Here is a 19,708-nt window from a genome sequence, read left to right as displayed (position 1 = left end):
GAAGACGGTCCCCCTCAGAGGTGCCGGAGGATCGCGGCGACGCCGCCGGCATGCACGGACGACGTCGTCTCCGACGCCTCCCGGAGCACCTCCTCGGGCCCTTGGGCCATGGCGATGGCACGGCCGCCGTGCTCCCGGGCCCAGCGGAACATGCCGACATCGTTACGTCCGTCACCCATGACCAGGACGTGGGCGGGGTCGATCCCGAGGAGCACACGGACACGCTCGAGCGCCGTCGACTTGTCGACCCCCTGGGGTGCGATGTCGAGCCAGGCCGACCACCCCACGGCGTAGGACACCTTGTTGAGGCCGATGCGGCTCACGAGGCCCACGAAGTCGTCGTCCGTATCGTCCGGAGAGACCACCACGACGCGGCACACCGGCTGCGCGGCCAGCTCCGCGAACGTGACCCGCGCGGCCGCGGTGAGGTTCCAGTCGTCCATCGCCTCCGTGTACAGGCGGCGTCCGTCGGCGAGCTCGACCATGTACTTCGCATCCGGGAGGTGGGTGCGCAGGAGCTGCAGGACCTCCGTGGGGTCGAAGGTCTCGACGTGGAACCGGTCGTAGCGGGTCTCGTCGGCAAGGTCACCACCGTGCCGGCGCATGATGACCGCTCCGTTCGAGCACACGACGTACTCCGGCTCCAGGCCCAGCACGTGGAGGATCCCCCGGGTGCCCTCCCACGACCGGCCCGTGGCCAGCATGACCTCGTGCCCCACGCGCTGGGCATGGGCGACGGCCTCCAACACACCCGGACTGAGGGACTCGTCCTCGAGGAGAACGGTGCCGTCGATGTCGAGTGCGATCAGCAGCCGACCGACCGCGACATCGGGCTTCTCGGTGTCGGCGGCGATCCCCTCGACGAGCTTGGCCGCCTTCTTGGGGCGGACGAGGTCGACCGAGCCGGTCGCGGGAAGGCGCTCCTCGCCCCGCGCGCCCCGGCTCACGCGATCGGCTCCGCGACCTCGAGCCCTCCGAGATACGGACGGAGGACCTCCGGGATCACGACCGATCCGTCCTCACGCTGATGGGTCTCGAGGATCGCGACGATCCACCGAGTGGTGGCCAGCGTCCCGTTGAGGGTCGCGACCGGTGTCGTCTTCGCCGCGGCGCCGTCAGCGGCCGCCGGACGGTGCCGGACGTTGAGGCGACGCGCCTGATACGTCGTGCAGTTCGACGTCGACGTCAGCTCCCGATACGCGTCCTGCGTAGGAACCCACGCCTCGATGTCGTACTTGCGAGCGGCAGACGAGCCGAGGTCGCCGGCGGCGACGTCGATCACGCGATAGCTCAGGCCGAGATCGCGGAGCATCGCCTCTTGCATCTCGACGAGCCGGAGGTGCTCGGCCTCCGCGTCTTCCGGTGTCGTGAAGACGAACATCTCCAGCTTGTTGAACTGGTGCAGGCGGATGATGCCGCGGGTGTCCTTGCCGTGCGAACCGGCCTCGCGGCGGTAGCACGTGGACCAGCCGGCGTAGCGCTTGGCCCCGGCCGACAGATCCAGGATCTCGTCCATGTGGTACCCGGCGAGGGGAACCTCGCTCGTTCCCACGAGGTAGAGATCGTCGTCGTCGAGGCGGTAGACCTCGTCGGCGTGCTGCCCGAGGAAGCCGGTGCCCCGCATCACCTCGGAACGCACCAGGGTGGGCGGGATCATCGGCACGAAGCCGGCGGCGAGCGCCCGTTCCATGCCGAGGTTCATGAGGGCCATCTCCAGCCGCGCGCCGATGCCGGTGAGGAAGGTGAATCGCGCGCCGGAGACCTTGGCCCCGCGCTCCATGTCGATGGCGCCGAGCTTCTCGGCGAGGGCGAGGTGGTCGCGCGGCGCGAAGTCGAACCGGGGGATCTCGCCGTGTGTGCGAAGGGTCACGAACGCGTCTTCACCGCCGGCGGGAACGCCCTCGATGACGATGTTCTCGATGCGGGCGAGGGCCTCCGACGCGGCTTCCTCGGCGTCGGTGACCGCCTGCTGCGCGCTCTTCACGCGCGCGCTGAGCTCCTTCGCCTCGGCGACCAGGGCGGCCTTCTCCTCTTTCGGCGCCTGTGCCACCCGCTTGCCGTGCGCGTTCTGGGCCGCACGCAGTTCCTCGAAGGTCGTGATGGCTGCGCGGCGGGCGTGATCGGCCGCGACCGCCGCATCGACGGTGTCCGGCGACTCGCCGCGCGCCTCCTGGGAGCGCTTGACGAGGTCCGGGTTGTCGCGGAGAAGAGCCAGATCGATCACCCCTCAAGTCTAGTGACGGGCTCGACCACCCCCTCTGGTGAGGGACGCGTCTGCGCAACTCCTCCAGAATCGGGCCCACGCGGGTGCCCGCCCGGGCGGGACCAGGCCCGGTGCAACGGCGGCAGACGAATCGGAGGAGTTGTGCAGACGGCACCGGGGCAGCACTCGTCAAGCCCTCGCCGCACTCTTGTGCGCGGCAATACTCTGTAGGCATGGCGACCGATCCCGGCACGACGCACGGCTCCTCCCCTTCCGACGCCGCCGCAGTCCCAGGGCCCGACCCGGAGCGGGCAGCCGCCCCCGACGATGTCATCCGGGAACCGGACGACGTCGCCCCCGACACCACCGACGGCGAAAGCGGCGAAGCGCGGCGCGTCGACGAGGAAGGGCGCACCGCACCGCTCCCCGACGAGTCCGGCCGGCCGAACCCCAAGGCGGCGCTCGTGTACAACCCGATCAAGGTGGACGGCGATGCGCTGCGGGAGCAGGTCGCGAACCTGGCGAAGGACGCGGGATGGTCCGAACCCCTCTTCTACGAGACGACGGTCGACGACCTCGGCGACGACGTCACGCGTCAGGCCTTGAAGGAGGGCGTGAACGCGGTGCTGGTGGCCGGCGGCGACGGCACCGTGCGAGCGGTGAGCGAAGCGATGAGCGGTTCCGAGGTGCCCCTGGCGATCGTGCCGAGCGGAACCGGGAACCTGCTGGCCCGTAATCTGCAGCTGCCGCTGGACGATCCGGCGGCGATGATCGCGGCCGCGTTCGACGGCGACGTGCTGCCGATCGACGTGGGGATCGCGACCCTCGCCCGTGACGACGGGTCGAGTGAGAAGCGCGCGTTCGTGGTGATGGGCGGCATGGGGTTGGACGCCGCGATGATCGCCAACACGAGCGGCGACCTCAAGAAGAAGGTCGGCTGGGTCGCCTACGTCGACGGCGCGGCGCGGTCGCTGGTGAAGGCCAAGCCGTTCCCGGTGATGTACCAGGTGCCGGGACACAAGGTGCACCGTGCGCAGGTGCAGAGCGTGGTGTTCGCGAACTGCGGGTCACTCCCGGCCGGGCTCGAGCTGATCCCGGAGGCGTCGGTGACCGACGGCGAGCTCGACATCGCGATCTTCCAGCCCAAGAGCGCGTTCGGCTGGCTTCTGGTGTGGCGACGCGTCGCGTGGGACAACAGCGTGCTGCGTCGCTTCCGTGCCGGACGCCGCATCCTCGCGCTGCGCACGCGCGACAACGCGGTGCGGTTCACCCGCGGCGTCGGCATCGATCTGGCCGCGCAGAGCGCGCAGGCGGTGCAGCTCGACGGAGACGAGTTCGGAGAGGCCACCCACGTCACCGCTCGGATCGAGAAGGGCGCCCTGAAGGTGGCGGTGCCCCGCGGGCATGTCGTCCCGGGCGAGGAGCCCGCGCACGCGGGTTCCACCTCCCCGGAGGCCGCGGCCGCGTGAGCGCGCCGACGTCGCTGGTCTGGCTCCGCGACGACCTGCGGCTGGCCGACAACCCCGCCCTCCGCGCCGCGGTCGACCGGGCCGCAGCGGCGGACGGAGGCGGACGCGTCGCGGTGCTGTTCGTCCTCGACGAGGAGTCCGACGGCATCCGCCCGCTCGGCGGAGCGGCGCGATGGTGGCTGCACCACAGCGTGGCCGAGCTGGCGACCCGCCTCGCCGACCGCGGCGGCTCGCTCGTGCTGCGGCGGGGACCTGCCGCAGAGGTCGTTCCCGCGGTGGTCGCCGAGATCGGTGCCGACGCCGTCTTCTGGAACCGCCGCTACGGCGGCGCCGAGCGCGAGATCGACACGGCCCTGAAGACGGCCCTCCGCGAGGACGGCCTCACGGTGGAGTCGTTCGGGGCGAGTCTCCTCTTCGAGCCCTGGACCGTGCGCACCGGCAGCGATTCGCCGTACTCCGTCTTCACCCCGTTCTGGAACGCCTGCCTCGCTCTCCCCGCGCCGCGGGCCCCGCTGCCCGAACCGCGCACGATCGACGGCGTCAGCGCCCCCAGCGACGACCTCGACGACTGGGCCCTGCTCCCGACCGCCCCCGACTGGGCGGGAGGGCTGCGGGAGAAGTGGGAACCGGGCGAGCTGGCCGCCCGGCGACGCCTGCGGACGTTCCTCTCCGAGGATCTCGGCGACTACGACCGCGCGCGCGACGAGCCGTCGGCCGGAGTCACCTCCCAGCTGTCACCGCGCCTGCGCTGGGGCGAGCTCAGCCCCCACACCGTGTGGCACGAGACGATCGAGGCCGCCGGGAGCGGCGCCCACGCGGCATCCGCGCACCGGTTCCTGTCGGAGATCGGCTGGCGCGAGTTCGCGTGGCACACCCTGTTCCACTTCCCCGACCTCGCTACCCGCAATTGGCGCGCCTCGTTCGACGCGTTCCCCTGGCCCGATGTCGACCCGTCGCATCTCGATGCGTGGCAGCGGGGGCGCACCGGAGTACCGCTCGTGGACGCCGGGATGCGGGAACTGTGGGAGACCGGCGTCATGCACAACCGCGTGCGGATGGTGACGGCGTCGTTCCTGACGAAGAACCTCGCCATCCACTGGCGGGAAGGCGAGGAGTGGTTCTGGGACACGCTCGTCGACGCGGATGCGGCCAGCAACCCCTTCAACTGGCAGTGGGTCGCCGGGTCGGGCGCCGACGCCGCACCCTACTTCCGCATCTTCAACCCGGAGCGGCAGGCCGAGAAGTTCGACCCGCACGGGTCGTACGTGGCCCGATGGGCACCCGACAGCGCCGAGATCGAGCCGATCGTCGACCTCGGCGAGACCCGCCGCGCGGCGCTGGCCGCGTACGAGCACGTCAAGCGCGCGCGGTGACCCGCCGCCTCCGTTCAGAACTCCGGAGATTCGGTGGCGGTCACGCGGATTCGCCCGCCTTCGGGCCGCCCGCACCCAAAAACTCCGGAGTCCTGAACGGAGGCGACCCTAGAGCACGGGGGGAATGAGGGAGCGGGGAGGGCTGTTGCGCCCGATGATGAACGAAACCGACCGTCCCGCGCTGTCCGTCCTCGACCTCGTCCCCGTGCGCTCGGGCCAGACCAGCGCGCAGGCCGTGGCGACGTCGCTCGACCTCGCGCAGGCCGCCGACGGTCTCGGCTACCACCGCTACTGGTTCGCCGAGCACCACAACATGCCCGCGGTGGCCTCCACCACCCCTCCCGTGCTCGCGGCCGCCGCCGCGGCGCGCACCTCGCGCATCCGCGTGGGAAGCGGCGGAGTGATGCTCCCCAATCACGCACCGCTGGTCGTGGCCGAGCAGTTCGCCGCGCTCGAGGCGATCGCCCCCGGCCGGGTCGACCTCGGCATCGGGCGCGCCCCGGGCAGCGACCCGGTGATCACGCAGCTGCTCCGGATGAGCGGGACGACGAGCGACGTCGACCGGTTCCCCGAGCACATCCGCGACATCCTCGGTCTCGTCTCGCCGGAGGGTTCTCAGGTGCGTCTGGTGAGCCGGGTGGGCCGCAGCGACGGCGACACCTACGCCGTGCATGCGACACCCGCCGCCACCGGCACTCCCGAGGTCTGGCTCCTCGGCTCGAGCGACTACTCCGCGACCCTCGCGGCCGCCTTCGGGCTTCCGTACGTGTTCGCGAACCACTTCTCCGGAGAGGGTCTGGAGCGCGCGCTGGATCTCTACCGCACGCAGTTCCGCCCGAGCGAGCTGCTCTCGGAGCCGCGCACCTTCCTCACCGCCAACGTCATCGCCGCCCCGACCGAGGCCGAGGCGCGCGAGCGGATGCTGCCCCAGGCGCGCATGATGGCCCGCCTCCGCGGCGGGCGGCCCCTCGTCGCCCTCGAGACGGTGGAAGAGGCACGCGACGCCGAGAAGTCCGACGGTCTCGCCTCGGCGATGATCGAGTCGCTGCAGCAGCGGTGGTTCGTCGGAGACGGCGACGACGTTCGGCACCGCCTCGCGGCCTTCGCGGAGCGCTACGGCGTGGCCGAGGTCATGGTCTCCCCGGTCGCGGCGTCGTTCGACGACGAGCCCTTCGACACGGCTCCCGGCCGGCTGCAGACCCTCGCGCTCCTCGCCGGAGAGGACAGCGCGCCCGCACGCTGAGCGTCCGTCGCGTCAGGACTCCGGTTCTCCCGAGATGAGAGCCCGCAGCCAGTCCCGCGCCTCGACGAAGACATCATCGGAGTAGCGGTCCGGATAGTGCACGATCGCCCGGTCGGCGCGGGGATACGACCCCAGGTAGATGACCTTCGGGCTGAACCTCCGCAGCCCCAGGAGGGCGTCGGCCATGCGCTCGTCGCGGATGTGCCCGTCGGCGTCGATCACGAAGCGGTAGCGGCCCAGCGCATCACCGATCGGACGCGACTCGATCAGCGACAGGTTGATGCCCCGCGTGGAGAACTGTTCCAGCAGCTCCAGCAGCGCGCCGGGACGGTCGTCGGGCAGCTCCGCGATGAGCGACGTCTTGTCGGCGCCGGTGGGGGCCGGCGGTGCCGTGGTGCGGCCGACGAGCACGAACCGCGTGACGGCGTTCGCATTGTCGCCGATCCCCGAGGCGAGGAGCTGCAGATCGTGGTGCTCGAGGATCCCGGGAGGAGCGATCGCCGCCTGAGCGTCGCTCGTGCCGTCGATCAATCCCATGGCCGAGGCCACGTTGCTCGCCGCGGGCAGGTGCGCGTGCTCGGGAAGGTGCGCCGTGAGCCACTGCAGGCACTGTGCGTAGGCGACGGGGTGCGCCGCGACCAGGGACACGTCCTCGAGCCGGGTGCCGGGGCGGCCCACGAGGACGAAGCTCACCGGAACGAGGTACTCCCCCACGATCCGCAGCCCGGGCACCGTGGCCAAGGCGTCCTGCGCGGTCGACACGCCCCCGTCGATGGAGTTCTCGATCGCGATCATCGCCGCGTCCGAGCGGCCCTCGACGACGTCGGTCAGCGCCTCCCCGACATTGCGGACCGGGCGCCACGTCTGATCCCGCGCCTCGGCCACCTGCGCGAGAGCCGCTTCGGTGAAGGTTCCGGCCGGTCCCAGATAGCTGTACGTACGGCGCATCGGACGCGGATTCTCGGGCTCGGCGGTCACGCCCTCAGCCTAGTGCCGCCCCCGACCGACGCCTCCTCCGACCCGGACGGCACCGCACGACGGGGCGCGCTCCGGCTTGTCCCGGTGGCGCCGTGTGGCACCGCCGGCTCGGCGTGGGTAGATTCGCAAGGACACCGAGAAGCATCGGGAGACCCATCATGACCATCCGGCGTACGTTCGCCGCGGCGGCGCTGGTGACGGTGGCGTTCGTCGTCACGGCCTGCGACGCGACGCCCACCCCACCCCCGAGCCCCTCGGCTTCGGCGTCGACCGCGCCCGCGCCGAGCCCCAGCCCGACGCCCACCGCAGCAGCCAGCGACGACCCCGCGTGCCTGGTCGGGACGTGGGTCCTGGACGAAGAGGGGATGGGGGCGTACTACGCGCACGTCAACGACCTCCTCGATGGTGCCGCCGAGGTCAGCCCCGAGGGGAACGCGGTCCTGGAGATCGGCGAGGACGGCTCGTTCGAGTGGCGCCCCGACGCCCGCATCACCTCGGTCGTGGCCGGGCGGAGCATGGAGGTCTCGCTCACGGGGACCCTGTCCGGTACGTACACGGCGGAACCTGGACAGATCCGCGCCGACGCCGACGTCGACGACCAGCTGGAAATCACCGGCACCGTCGACGGCAAGCCGGTGGACGCAAGCGGCATCGCCCAGCAGATCGGCGGCGTCCCCCTGGCCGACGCGGCCTTCACCTGCACCACCACGACGCTCGATCTGACGACGTCGCTCGTCGACGCCGAGGTGACGACGCGTCTCGAGCGCCGGAGCTGACCCCCGGCGGCTGCGCAGACGGCCGCGCACACTGTGGAGGCGCCGGGGATTTCCCTGGCACGGCACGCGGGCGCGGCGGAGGGGGCAGACTGGACGCATGAGCCGCGCAGGACACCCCGCCGAAGCATCCGATCTCATCGACATCGACGAGCTCATCGCCGCCTACTACGATCGCAAACCCGACCCGGCGGTCCCCGAGCAGAGGGTGGCGTTCGGGACGAGCGGACACCGCGGATCGTCGTTGACCGCGAGCTTCAACGAAGACCACATCCTCGCGACGACCCAAGCCATCGTCGAGTACCGGGCCTCGCAAGGGATCACCGGGCCGCTCTTCCTCGGCCGCGACACGCACGGCCTCTCCCGACCCGCCGAGCGCACGGCGATCGAGGTGCTGGTGGCCAACGGCGTCGACGTCCGGGTCGACGCCCGCGATTCGTGGGTCCCGACTCCCGCCCTCAGCCACGCGATCCTCACCTACAACCGTGGCCGCGCGGCAGACGACGCCGGGCGAGCCGACGGCATCGTGGTGACCCCCTCGCACAACCCGCCGCGCGACGGCGGCTTCAAGTACAACCCGCCCCACGGTGGGCCCGCCGACACGGACGCCACCGGATGGATCGCCGCGCGCGCGAACGAACTGATCGCGGCGGGACTGTCGGGCGTCGGACGCGTGCGGTTCGCCGACATCGACGCCGACGGACTCGCAACCTATGACTTCCGCGAAGCGTACGTGTCCGACCTCGCCGACATCATCGACGTCGAGGCGATCGCGCGTGCCGGGGTCCGCATCGGCGCCGATCCGCTCGGCGGTGCGTCGGTGGAGTACTGGGCCTTGATCGGCGAGCGCTACGGCCTCGACCTCACCGTGGTCAATCCCGAGGTCGACCCGACGTGGCGATTCATGACGCTGGACTGGGACGAGAAGATCCGGATGGACCCGTCGTCTCCCTCGGCGATGGCGGCGCTGGTCGCACGACGCCACGAGTACGACATCCTCACGGGCAACGACGCCGATGCCGACCGCCACGGGATCGTCACTCCCGACGCCGGCCTCATGAATCCGAATCACTACCTCGCCGTCGCGATCGACTACCTCTACGCCCACCGTCCGGGATGGTCGGCGGATGCCGCGGTGGGGAAGACCCTCGTCTCGTCGATGATCATCGACAAGGTCGTCGCGGCCCTCGGCCGCCGCCTGCTGGAGGTGCCGGTGGGATTCAAGTGGTTCGTCCCGGGCCTGCTCGACGGTTCCGTCGCGTTCGGTGGCGAGGAGTCGGCCGGCGCCTCCTTCCTGCGGCGCGACGGATCGGTGTGGACGACCGACAAAGACGGCATCCTCCTGTGCCTGCTGGCGGCGGAGATCCTGGCCGTCACGGGTAAGACCCCGTCGCAGCGGTACGCCGAGCTGGAAGCGGAGTACGGCGGCTCGGCCTACGCTCGCGTGGATGCACCGGCCACCCCCGCGCAGAAGGCCGAGCTGGCACGCCTGTCGCCCGAGTCGGTGACGGCCACGACGCTCGCGGGCGAGGAGATCGTCGCCAAGCTGTCGCATGCGCCCGGCAACGGCGCCGCGATCGGAGGGCTCAAGGTGCAGACCGCGCACGCGTGGTTCGCCGCGCGCCCGTCCGGCACCGAAGACGTGTACAAGCTCTATGCGGAGTCGCTGCGCGGGCCGGAGCACCTCGCTCAGGTCCAGGCCGAAGCGCGCGCCGTGGTGTCCGCCGCCCTCGGCGACTGACCCCCGCGTCTGCCCCGCCCCGCCGGGCGCCCCGCGGCGTGCGGGCGCGGTCCCGTGCCAAAAGCAGGCGGAACGAGCCGCATCGATCCCGAAACCGGCCAACACCCCGGTTAAGCCTGCTTTCGGCCCGAGGCCGGGCGGGCGTCCCGTCCCGGGAGAGGGACGCCCGCCGGGCTCAGTTGAGGGTGAATGTGATGGTCTGCGTGTTGCCGGCCACGTCGTGGACCACCAGTGTGTTCTCGCCCGCGACGGCACCGAACACACCCGGGGCGACGAAGTTCACATCGGACCACACGTTGTCGGTCAGATCCTTCACCGTCCCGTTGAGGACGACCTTGTCGATCTTCCCCGCGTCGTACAGCTTGAAGCTGACCTTGTCGTAGGTCTCGCCGGTAGCCGCCGTGAAGGTGTCCCCCTGCTTGACGGTCACCGTCGGGCGCGTGGCGTCGATCGTGAAGGCGAACGAACCGGTGGAGGCCACGTTGCCGGCGAGGTCGTGCGCGTTGAACCGCAGCGTGTACGCGCCATCGGGAAGCGTCACCGACGCGGTGTGCGTCGCCGTCTTCGCCCCGTCCTTGACCGCGGACTGGGTGCTCTTGACGAGAGTGCCGTCCTTGTAGACGTTCGCGACGATCTTGGCGAGACCTCGATCGTCCGCGGCGTCGATACGGACATCCAGCGAACGGAACGGACCGGCGTGCGCCGGCGACACACGCTCGACCGTCGGCTTGACGGTGTCGCGCGCCTCGGTGAGGGTCCAGAACCGGTCCGCCGTCTGCGCGTCCGTGGCGGACGTGGAGGTGGAGCCGCCCGATCCGAGCACGATCGTGCCGTTGCGTCCCTTACCCGACGAGTCGACCAGGGTGGCACCGCTGGCCTCGTCGAAGGCGTAGTGCGCGACGGTTCCCGCGGCGGGCTGCCCGGCCGCCAGCGCGGAGACCTCGCTCGCCGACAGAGCACGGTCGTAGATCGCGAAGTCGTCGATCGCGCCGTCATAGGCCGGATCGCTGTACTGCGACTTGCCGAGGTAGTTGCGGTTCGTGTTGCCGAGCGCCGAGGGCTTGACGGTCATGTTGTCGTTGGTGGCGACGACGGTGCCGTTCAGGTACATCTTCCCCTGCGTTCCCGAGACGGAGATCACGACGTTCGACCACTGGTTCAGCGGGAAGTTCTGCCCGCCATAGGTCAGCCGCTGCTCGGAGCCGGCTCCCGTCGCGGTGATGGCGAAGCGGGGCCCGGCGCCACCGGCGTTGAGCGTGAGGAACATGTTCACGTTCTGTCCGGTGCCGAAGTCGAACACCCGGGACCAGTTCGTCAGCGCCGCCGGCTTGATCCACGTGGAGATCGACCAGTCGCCGTTCAGGCCGCTCACGACACCCGCGGGGAGGGAGCCGTAGGAGGAGGTGCGGCAGAAGTCGAGCGCCGTGCCGAACCGTCCCGGCTGACGCACGCCGTCGGGCTGGCAGTTGGAGGTGGGTGAGCCGTCGGTCCACTGGATGACGGCGGCGCCGTCGTCCTTGCTGAGGTTCATCACGCCGAGGGTCTTGCCGGTTCCGTAGTTGGCCAGGCGGACGTTGCCCTTGCCATCGGGAACGAGCTGCCACCGCTGCTCGTCGGCACCGGTGTCGTCGACGATCACCGCGGCGGTCCCATTGGAGGCTGCGGCATCCTTGACCGCCAGCACCCGACCGCTCGCCTCGTGAACGACCTTGTACAGCCCGCGGCCAGTCGCCACGACGTTCCAGATCTGACCATCGGTCGCACCGGCCTGCACGACAGGGGTTCCCGCCGCGGTGGCGCCGTCGAGGGTGGCCAGCTGCAGTCCCGAGTTGACGTTGGTCAGCGAGTAGGCGCCGGCGAGGTCGTCGGGGTCGCCCGCCGGGGTCACGACGACCTGGTAGCCGTAGGTGGGGTTCATGACGACCGGAACGGTGATGGATCCGTCGTCGCCGACCTCGTACGTCGTGTTCGAGATCGTGATCGGCGCGTCGGTCTTGACCGTGCGTCCGTAGGAGGCGGTGACGTCCAACTGGACGTTGACCTCGTCGCCGAGGGCGAGCTCGTCGAGACCGTTGATCGTGATCGAGGTCGGACCGGAGTTCCCGCCCGCGATCACACGCACCTCGTCGCCGGCATCGCTGACCGACGCCGCCCCGTCCAGCGGGCTCTCGTTGGACGGCGGGGTCGTCGTGACCATCTGACCGTTCATCTGGGCGTACCACGTGTACAGCCAGTACGCGCCGTTGGGATCGCCATCCCGGCCGGTGAGCAGGTCACCCAGGGCCCCGGACTGGTTCCAGAACGGAAGCTCCGCCCGGGTGATGCCGTAACGCTCCAGCTTGGCGATGTAGCCCACGAGCGGACCGGACAGGCCCACCTCGGCCGGAGCCGCGTACTCGGCGATGTCGATCGGCATCTCGGGGATGTCCAGATCAGCCAGGATCTTTCGCACGTTCTCGACGTCGCCCTTGATCTTCGACGACCGGATGAGCTCGTGCCATTCGACCACGTCGGGGATCGTGTCGGTGGCCTTGGCGTGCTCGAAGAACGCTCGCATGTTGGTGATGTTGTCGGAGTAGCTCGGACCCTGGATCGGCATCTCCGGGTCGAGACTGCGCACCAGCCGGAACGTGTCGGTCCACAGATCGAAGAACGAGCCGTTGGCGGCCTGCCAGGTGATGTCGGGCTCGTTCCAGATGGCGTAGGCGACGATGTTCGTCTTGCCCGCTGCCTTCGTGTCGTTGACCATCTTCTCCACCGCCGGAAGCCACTGCGCCTTGTCGTAGCGGTAGGGCCACCCGGGCAGGTAGTCCACGAGACGGATGACGACGTCCGCACCGGCGGCCTTGGCGGTGTCGGCGACCGACAACGCATCGCCGGTGGGCTGCTGCGTTCCGCCTTCGGGCTTCTGCATGAAGGTGTGGGGCTTGATGGGGAGGATCTTCTCGATCGCGGGCACGTTGGCGCTCGCGATGCCGTAGAGCGAGCCGCTGGCCATGTGCGTGACGGGCCGGAAGGGCTGGTCCGCCTCGACGACGAGGGTGCTCGCCGCTCCCGGGGCTCCGATGGCGGGAGCGGCGGTCGCGAGACCCCCCGCGCAGACGAGCGCTCCCGCCGTCAGGACGGCAGCCGCGCGACGACGTCCGGACCAGCGAGTGGGCCCTCGGCCGCCCTCGACAGGCGGGTCGGTGCGGGAGGATCCCCGCGGGAACTGGGGTGTGTTCATCTGTTCATCTCCATTGATCGAGCCGCTGCCGACGGGGGGTCGTTCGGCGCGGTTCCGCATTCGTCGTCGAATCGCTCGCAGGTCGTGATCGTTCCGCCGGCGCCGTTCATCGTCGAACCGGTTCGACTGCATTCAAGCACGGACGATCTCCGGAGCACAATCCCCTCCGCCCGGTCGCGGGCCACGAAGGTCAGGCTGTGCTGCCGCGATCGGTCAGCGTCGGGGCCAGGAACGTGACGGCGGGAGCGACCGGCTCCCCCGAACGCGCCATCCGCCGCACCAGCGCCTGCACGGCGGAGCGCCCGAGCGCGTCGGGCGAGGTCTCGACCGCCGTGTACGGGAGGGAGAACAGGCGTCCGAACTCCTCCGAATACACGCCGACCACCGAAAGGTCGCGGGGCACCTGCACACCGCGAGCCGCGAGGACCGACGGCAACGCGGCGATCATCGCGTCGTTGTGGATCACGACGGCCGTGGCAGCGGGGCTCTCGTCGAGGATCGCGTGAAGCCGGTCGGAGACCGCTGGTTGCTGCGCTTCGCCGTAAGCGGCGCGGAGGACCATACCCCAGTGCCCCGCACGCTCGAGCGCAGCGTCGCGGAAGCGCCACACGTACGCACCGCCGCGCGCGATGACGTGCACGGGGGGCGAGACGAGGATGACCTCGCGGTGGCCGAGCTCGTGAAGGTGATCGATCACCATCCGCGCCGAGGCGGCGAAGTCGAGGTCGAACACGTCGAGGCCCTCGGTGTCTCGTGGCAGGCCGACCAGCGCACCGGGCTGACGCGCGGCGCGCAGCACCTCCAGACGCGGATCCTCGTGCCCCACGTTGAGCAGGATCACCCCGTCCACCATGTCCGAGTCGGTGATGCGCTGCAGCGCCCGCGGGCCGTCCTCCTCCGTGACCATCAGGATGTCGTAGCCGGCCTCTCGGGCGGCGTCGGAGATCGGCAGCACGTACTGCATCATGGCGGGCGGAAACTCGTCGCGGAGGAACTGCACGAGGAGGCCGATGACCATCGTCTGCGACGTCGCGAGCGCGCGCGCACCGGCATTGGGGGTGAAACCGAGGTCGGTCACGGCCTTCGCGATGCGGTCGCGCGTCTCGGCCGAGATCGTCCGCTTGCCCGACAGGGCGTAGGACACCGTGCTCCGGGACACACCGGCGGCACGCGCCACATCTCCGATGGTGACCACGCCCACCTCGCCCTCTCTCGTCGAACCGCTTCGCCGAGGTCACCGCACTCTACCTCGCGCAGATGCTTGCGCCGCGTCAGCCGGCGAGGACCCCATCGCAGGCCGCGGGATTCCGCCGATTCGCCGTGCGGGCCGTCCGTCTCCGGTTCGGCGGGACGCCATCGGGTGAGCCGCGGATCCCGTGCCAAAAGCAGGCGGAACGGGGCGGCAAGGCTCCCGAGCCGGCAGAAGACCCGGCTCAGCCTGCTTTTGGGCCGGGAGAGGCCGGACCGGTGGCCGGCCCCCCGGACCGGACCGGACCGGTGGCCGGGGCCCCGGACCGGACGTGCGGGCCGCGCCCGCGGATGAGCCGCGAACCCCGTGCGAAGAGCAGGCGGAACGGGGTGGCGGGGCCACCAAGACGGCAGAAGGCCCGTCTCAGCCTGCTTTTGGATCGGGAAAGGCCGGACCACCGGGCCGGACCGGTGGCCGGAGCCCCGGACCGGACGCGCGGGCCGCACCCGCGGGCGAGCCGCGGATCCCGTGCGAAAAGCAGGCGGAACGGGGTGGCGGGGCCACCGAGCCGGCAGAAGCCGAGTCTCAGCCTGCTTTTGGACCGGGAGAGGCCGGACCCCGGGCCCGGACCCCGGGCCCGGACCCCGGGCCGGGGCCCCGGGCGGGGAGGGCCGGGAGGGCTGGGATCAGCCCCCGACGGGGCGCGGGGTGAGGCGCACGGCCGCCCACGACACGGGCGGGAGGGTCGCCGAGAGCACGCCGCCGTCGATCGCCACGCCGTCGAAGGGGCGGGGCCGGACGCGATCGGGATCGTCGAGCGTGTTGACGGCGTAGCGATCGGCCTCGTGCAGGAGGTGGCTCTCGGCGACGTCGAACCCGGCGCCGTGGCCCGCCACGTCGATCCGCACCTCGGCGGACTCCTCCAGCGACCGGTTCACGAGGAAGAGCGACAGCCCTCCGTCGTCGACGGTCGCGACGGCGTTGACGGTGGGCACCTCGCCAAAGCGAGAGCTGCGGAACGTCGACGTCTCCACCGCGACGGGGAGCACGCGTGCCCCGGCCAGCCGAGAGGTGAGGGAGAACGGGAAGAACGTCGTCTGACGCCAGGCCGGCCCACCCGGCTCGGTCATGATCGGCCCGATCACGTTCACCAGCTGCGCCAGCGACGCCGACGCGACGCGGTCGGCGTGCTGAAGGAGGGTGATGAGGAGGTCGCCGACGACCACCGCATCCTGCACGGTGTAGACGTCCTCCAGCAGACGCGGCGCGACGGGCCACTCGCCGAGCGGCTGCGTTCCCTCGATCGCGTTCCACCGCGACTGGTACCAGACGTTCCACTCGTCGAACGAGATCATGATCCGCTTGTCGCTGCCACGGGCAGCCGCCACCTCATCGGCGATCTCGACGACCTGGCGGATGAAGAGGTCCATGTCCACCGCGGAGGCCAGGAACTCCTGGGCATCGCCGTCGCGCTCCTCGTAGTAGGCGTGGCACGAGATGAAGTCGACGTCGTCGAAGGTGTGGCTCAGCACCTCCCGCTCCCACTCGCCGAACGTCGGCATCGACCGGGCCGACGAGCCGCACACCACGAGCTGCAGGTGGGGATCGAACCGGCGCATCGCGCGCGCCGTCCGCGCCGCCAGCGCCCCGTACTCGGCGGCACTGCGGGCCCCGAGCTGCCACCAGCCATCCATCTCGTTGCCGAGGCACCACATCGTCACGCCGAAGGGCTCGGCACGGCCGTGGGCGGCGCGGCGGCGCACCCACTCCGTGTCGACCGCGCCGTTGGCGTACTCGAGCAGGTCGAGCGCCTCGGCGGTCCCCCGCGTGCCGAGGTTGACGGCGAGCATGAGCTCCGATCCCACCTGATCCAGCCAGTGCGAGAACTCGTGCAGGCCCACCTCGTTCGTCTCGGTGGAGTGCCAGGCCAGATCGAGGCGACGCGGACGCTCCGCCACGGGGCCGACGCCGTCTTCCCAGCGATACCCGGAGACGAAGTTCCCTCCCGGGTAGCGGATGGTGGACACGCCGAGCTCCCGGACGAGCTCGATCACGTCGCCGCGGAAGCCGCGCGCGTCGGCGGACGGGTGCCCGGGCTCGTGGATCCCGTCGTAGATGTGCCGGCCGAGGTGCTCGACGAACCCGCCGAACACGCGACGGTCGAGCGGGAATGAGCTGTCAGCCGGGCCGATCCGGCCGGGCGCGGGGTGGGACGCGGGAGGGGTCATCTCAGTGCTCCGTGTGACCGAGGCGGAGATCGGGGACGAAGGCGGCGGCCTCGGACGCCATCGACTCGAACTCGACGATAGTGAGGACGTTGCTCCCGGCCCGGGTGGCGGGGGCCGGGACAAACAGGGTCTGCTGCGGCCCCTTGCGCCAGTAGCGGCCGAGGAAGAACTCGCCGAACCACGCGAGCCCCTTTCCGAGACCCTCGGTGGACAGGGCGAGGTCGGCCGGCGCGTCGAGGTCGACCGTCGCGCGCCACACGCCGGCGCCGAGACCGATCTCCGCAGCGGGGAGGGCGGCGACCGTGGGGAGATCCTCGAGGGGCACACGCGAGACTCGCCAGCCGGTGACCGGCACGCCCTCGATCGTCGCGGGACCGATGAGACCCTTCGGCTCGCCGATCCGCTCCCCGTAGTTCACCCGGCCTTCGTCTTCGACGAGGATGTCGAGCACGCCCGTGCCCCGCGGAAGGGTCACGGCGTTCTCGTGCAGCTCGCGCGCGAGCGTGGCCACCGGAAGGCCGTCGAGGCGCACCCACGCGCGATCGCGCACCTCGGCGAAGCGCAGGACCACGGGGGCGTCGCCGCGATCGAGACTCACGCGGTAGCGCGCGAGGCCGCGCCAGATCCCGGCGGCATCCATCGTGGGGAGGTCGGCCCACTCCCCGGCACCGGTCTCCGGCACCAGGTCGTCGAGCGAGCCCGCGTACCGCAGCGGTGCCGGCGCGGGAACCGGGAGCGGACCCACCGGCTCGCGCACGAGATCGGGCACCGGCGCGTAGCGGGAGATGACGTCGCGGAAGGCCCAGAACTTCTCGGTGGGCCGGCCCGCCTCGTCGAGCGGGGCGTCGTAGTCGTAACTGGTGACGGTGGGCTGATAGACGCCCTTGTCGTTGGCGCCGTTGGTGAGGCCGAAGTTCGTGCCGCCGTGGAGCATGTAGATGTTCACCGATGCCCCCGCAGCCAGCAGCGCGTCCAGCTCGCGGGCGGAGTCCGCGGCATCAGTCGTGTGGTGGTGCGCACCCCAATGGTCGAACCACCCGCACCAGAACTCACTGCACATGAGGGGACCCGTCGGCTGCTGGGCGCGGAGAGCGGCGAGGCGCTCGGTCGCGCGGGAGCCGAACGACCCGGTGGCGTGGAGGTCGGGGAGGGTGCCGGCGGCCAGCATCTCGGGCACGGGCTGGTCGACGGTGGTGAGGGGGACGGTGGCGCCGCCGTCGCGGAAGAGGTCGGTGAGCGCGCGCAGGTAGTCGTGGTCGGAGCCGTAGGCGCCGTACTCGTTCTCGACCTGCAGCAGGATCACAGGCCCGCCGCGGTCGATCTGAAGCGGAGCGACGATCTCCATGACCGATCGCAGGTAGTCGGAGACGGCGGCGAGGAACCGGGGCTCGAGGCTCCGGATGCCCACCTCGGGATCGCGGAAGAGCCAGGCCGGCAGTCCGCCGCCGTCGAACTCCGCGCAGATGTACGGGCCCGGGCGGACGATGGCGTGCATGCCCTCGTCCTGCACCTCGCGCAGGAACCGCGCCAGATCCAGGCGTCCTTCGGTGTCGAAGCGGGCGGGGGCTCCCGCGACGCCCGGCTCCGGGGAGTGCTCGTTCCAGGCGACGTAGGTCTCGATCGTGTTCAGGCCCATCATCCGGCCCCAGCGGATGCGCTCGCGCCACTGATCGGGGTGCACGCGGAAGTAGTGGAGGGCTCCCGAGATCACGCGGTGCGGGGCGCCGTCGAGCAGGAAGTCCCGCTCTCCGATCTCGAAGGTCCGGGCGGTCATGGGTGTCTCCAAAGCGGGAAGGATGGGCGAGCAGATGGCGGGGGCGGACGCACGCGGGCGGCCGAGTCGACGCTCGGCCGCCCGCGTGGAGGGATCACTCGCTGATCGTGAAGCCCTGCTCCTTGCCGTAGGACACGTTCTGGTCCTGCCAGGCCTTGAGGCCGTCGGCGATCGGCGTCTTGTTGAGGTACGCCTTTCCGACCGTGTCGCCGTAGATGCTGTTGGCGTAGGACTGCCACGGGAGGTACTGCCAGCCGGTGCTCACCGACTTCGCCGCGCTCACCAGCACCTCGTTGATCTTCTGACCGCCGAAGTAGTCGGACTCGTAGTTCAGGAACTCATCCGAGTCGAGCTCGGCGACCGTCGCCGGGAATCCGCCGCTGGCGAGGAAGACGTCGATCGACTCCTCCGACGAGTTCAGCCACTTGAGGAAGCCGGCGGCCAGCGCCGGGTTCTTGGACTGCTTGGTGACCGCTTCCGAGCTTCCGCCGTTCTCCGCGGTGACCGCGGCGCCGCCGTCGTAGGTGGGCATCGGAGCGACGCGCCAGTCGCCGGCGCCGTCGGCGGCACCGGACTCGAGCACGCCGGGCATCCACGCGCCGATCGGCAGGGTCGCGATCTTGCCGTTGGCGAGGCCCTGGAACCACTCGTCGGTCCAGCCCGGGATCTGGCTCATGAGGCCCTCGTCGACCAGCGTGTCCCACGTGGTCGCCCACTTGAGCGTGCCCTCGTCGGCGAGGTTGACGGTGACCTTCTCGCCGTCGGCGGAGAAGGGGCGACCGCCGGCCTGCCAGATCATCGAGGTGCCGAATCCGGCGTCGACGCCGGCGTCGTTGGTGATGTAGTAGTCCGGGTCGGCGGCGTGGAGCTTCCGCCCCGCCTCGATGTACTCGTCCCACGTGGTCGGCACGTCGAGGTCGAACTCGTCGAATACGCGCTTGTTGTAGAACAGCGCCATGGGGCCGGAGTCCTGCGGCAGACCCCAGATGCCGCCCTGCTGGGCGACGGCGCCCCACGGGCCGGGGGTGTAGAGGTCCTTGAGGTCGCCGAAACCGTAGGCGCTGAGGTCGAGGAGCGACTCGGAGAGGATGAACTGCGGCAGCGACTGGTACTCGACCTGCACGACGTCGGGCGCGCCGGAGCCGGCGGCGATCGCGTTCTGCAGCTTGAGGTTGTTGTCGTTGGCGCTGCCGGTGTTCACGACCGTCACCTTGACCTTGGGATAGGCCTTCCGGAACGCCTTGACCTGCGCCTCGGCAGAGGGCGTCCAGGTCCAGTACGTGAGCTCGCCACCCTCCTGGAGGGCCTTCTCGATCGCGTCGGCGCTTCCCGGATCGGCGTTGTTGCCGTTGCCGGTGTCGCCGGTGGAGCAGGCGGCAAGGCCCGCTCCGATGAGCAGGGCGGCCGCGCCGGTGGCGATCCCCCGGATCAGTGTGCGCTTTGTCATTGCTGTGTGTGTCCTTCCGCTTCGTCGGAGTCGGATCGTGGGGAGGGGTGGTTCGACGGTCAGC

13 protein-coding genes are annotated in these 19,708 nt (G+C 70.7%); 5 read left to right on the top strand and 8 right to left on the bottom strand.

Annotation, left to right across the window (positions count from 1 at the left end; genetic code table 11):
• Positions 1 to 14: 14 nt before the first annotated feature.
• Positions 15 to 947 carry an HAD family hydrolase gene (locus AVP41_RS15110; protein WP_082829288.1) on the bottom strand — a complete coding sequence of 311 codons (933 nt, stop codon included), beginning with the start codon at positions 945 to 947 and terminating at the stop codon, positions 15 to 17.
• The gene (gene serS / locus AVP41_RS15105; protein ID WP_067166523.1) at positions 944 to 2,224 is read right to left on the bottom strand and encodes a serine--tRNA ligase; all 1,281 of its coding nucleotides are present in this window, start codon (positions 2,222 to 2,224) and stop codon (positions 944 to 946) included. The genes AVP41_RS15110 and serS overlap by 4 nt, the downstream gene beginning before the upstream one ends.
• A 212-nt stretch (positions 2,225 to 2,436) precedes the next feature.
• Between serS and AVP41_RS15100 the strand changes: the two genes are divergently transcribed.
• The 3 genes from AVP41_RS15100 (at position 2,437) to AVP41_RS15090 (ending at position 6,288) form a co-directional block, all read left to right on the top strand.
• Positions 2,437 to 3,672: a diacylglycerol/lipid kinase family protein gene (locus AVP41_RS15100; RefSeq protein ID WP_067166519.1), complete on the top strand. Its 1,236-nt coding sequence runs from the start codon at positions 2,437 to 2,439 to the stop codon at positions 3,670 to 3,672.
• Positions 3,669 to 5,045, top strand: coding sequence for a cryptochrome/photolyase family protein (locus AVP41_RS15095; RefSeq protein ID WP_067166516.1), 1,377 nt, complete (start codon positions 3,669 to 3,671; stop codon positions 5,043 to 5,045). The genes AVP41_RS15100 and AVP41_RS15095 overlap by 4 nt, the downstream gene beginning before the upstream one ends.
• Positions 5,046 to 5,199: 154 nt before the next feature.
• Entirely contained in the window at positions 5,200 to 6,288 is a 1,089-nt protein-coding gene (locus AVP41_RS15090) for an LLM class flavin-dependent oxidoreductase (RefSeq protein WP_442922799.1), read from the top strand.
• Positions 6,289 to 6,300: 12 nt separating this feature from the next.
• Here AVP41_RS15090 and pheA read toward each other — a convergent pair whose 3' ends face one another.
• Positions 6,301 to 7,236, bottom strand: coding sequence for a prephenate dehydratase (pheA, locus tag AVP41_RS15085; protein WP_197464375.1), 936 nt, complete (start codon positions 7,234 to 7,236; stop codon positions 6,301 to 6,303).
• A 188-nt stretch (positions 7,237 to 7,424) separates the two neighbouring features.
• Here pheA and AVP41_RS15080 point away from each other — a divergent pair, with 188 nt between their 5' ends.
• Complete coding sequence (locus AVP41_RS15080) at positions 7,425 to 8,042, top strand: hypothetical protein (RefSeq protein ID WP_067166507.1); 618 nt, start codon at positions 7,425 to 7,427, stop codon at positions 8,040 to 8,042.
• Between the two features lie 97 nt (positions 8,043 to 8,139).
• Positions 8,140 to 9,780, top strand: a complete 1,641-nt coding sequence (pgm, locus tag AVP41_RS15075) for a phosphoglucomutase (alpha-D-glucose-1,6-bisphosphate-dependent) (protein ID WP_067166504.1) — start codon at positions 8,140 to 8,142, stop codon at positions 9,778 to 9,780.
• A 175-nt stretch (positions 9,781 to 9,955) separates the two neighbouring features.
• Here the strand turns inward: pgm and AVP41_RS16855 are convergent, their stop codons facing one another.
• From AVP41_RS16855 to AVP41_RS15050, 5 genes are all read right to left on the bottom strand, one after another.
• Positions 9,956 to 13,006, bottom strand: a complete 3,051-nt coding sequence (locus AVP41_RS16855) for a LamG-like jellyroll fold domain-containing protein (protein ID WP_197464370.1) — start codon at positions 13,004 to 13,006, stop codon at positions 9,956 to 9,958.
• Positions 13,007 to 13,196: 190 nt separating this feature from the next.
• Positions 13,197 to 14,201, bottom strand: a complete 1,005-nt coding sequence (locus tag AVP41_RS15065) for a LacI family DNA-binding transcriptional regulator (protein ID WP_067167206.1) — start codon at positions 14,199 to 14,201, stop codon at positions 13,197 to 13,199.
• Between the two features lie 680 nt (positions 14,202 to 14,881).
• Positions 14,882 to 16,423 (bottom strand): arabinosylfuranosidase ArfA, encoded by a 1,542-nt coding sequence (gene arfA / locus AVP41_RS15060; protein WP_082829287.1) that lies wholly within the window; start codon positions 16,421 to 16,423, stop codon positions 14,882 to 14,884.
• Between the two features lies 1 nt (position 16,424).
• Entirely contained in the window at positions 16,425 to 18,197 is a 1,773-nt protein-coding gene (locus tag AVP41_RS15055) for a glycoside hydrolase family 35 protein (protein WP_067166501.1), read from the bottom strand.
• 94 nt (positions 18,198 to 18,291) lie between these two features.
• On the bottom strand, positions 18,292 to 19,644 hold the full coding sequence (locus AVP41_RS15050; protein WP_067166498.1) for an ABC transporter substrate-binding protein: 1,353 nt from the start codon (positions 19,642 to 19,644) through the stop codon (positions 18,292 to 18,294).
• Positions 19,645 to 19,708 lie beyond the last annotated feature (64 nt).

Origin of the sequence: Microbacterium sp. TNHR37B, assembly GCF_001620065.1 — a bacterium.
In the GTDB taxonomy this organism is placed as follows: Bacteria; Actinomycetota; Actinomycetes; order Actinomycetales; family Microbacteriaceae; genus Microbacterium.
Note: the sequence above shows the minus strand (reverse complement) of the source record. Positions and strands in the feature narration are given on the sequence as shown.

Bases quoted from the DNA above. Each gene is read 5' to 3' on its own strand.
- AVP41_RS15100 (WP_067166519.1), top strand. From the start codon at position 2,437: ATGGCGACCGATCCCGGCACGACGCACGGCTCCTCCCCTTCCGACGCC.
- AVP41_RS15080 (WP_067166507.1), top strand. From the start codon at position 7,425: ATGACCATCCGGCGTACGTTCGCCGCGGCGGCGCTGGTGACGGTGGCG.
- arfA (WP_082829287.1), bottom strand. From the start codon at position 16,423: ATGACCCCTCCCGCGTCCCACCCCGCGCCCGGCCGGATCGGCCCGGCT.
- AVP41_RS15090 (WP_442922799.1), top strand. From the start codon at position 5,200: ATGATGAACGAAACCGACCGTCCCGCGCTGTCCGTCCTCGACCTCGTC.
- AVP41_RS15055 (WP_067166501.1), bottom strand. From the start codon at position 18,197: ATGACCGCCCGGACCTTCGAGATCGGAGAGCGGGACTTCCTGCTCGAC.
- pheA (WP_197464375.1), bottom strand. From the start codon at position 7,236: ATGCGCCGTACGTACAGCTATCTGGGACCGGCCGGAACCTTCACCGAA.
- AVP41_RS16855 (WP_197464370.1), bottom strand. From the start codon at position 13,006: ATGAACACACCCCAGTTCCCGCGGGGATCCTCCCGCACCGACCCGCCT.
- pgm (WP_067166504.1), top strand. From the start codon at position 8,140: ATGAGCCGCGCAGGACACCCCGCCGAAGCATCCGATCTCATCGACATC.
- AVP41_RS15050 (WP_067166498.1), bottom strand. From the start codon at position 19,644: ATGACAAAGCGCACACTGATCCGGGGGATCGCCACCGGCGCGGCCGCC.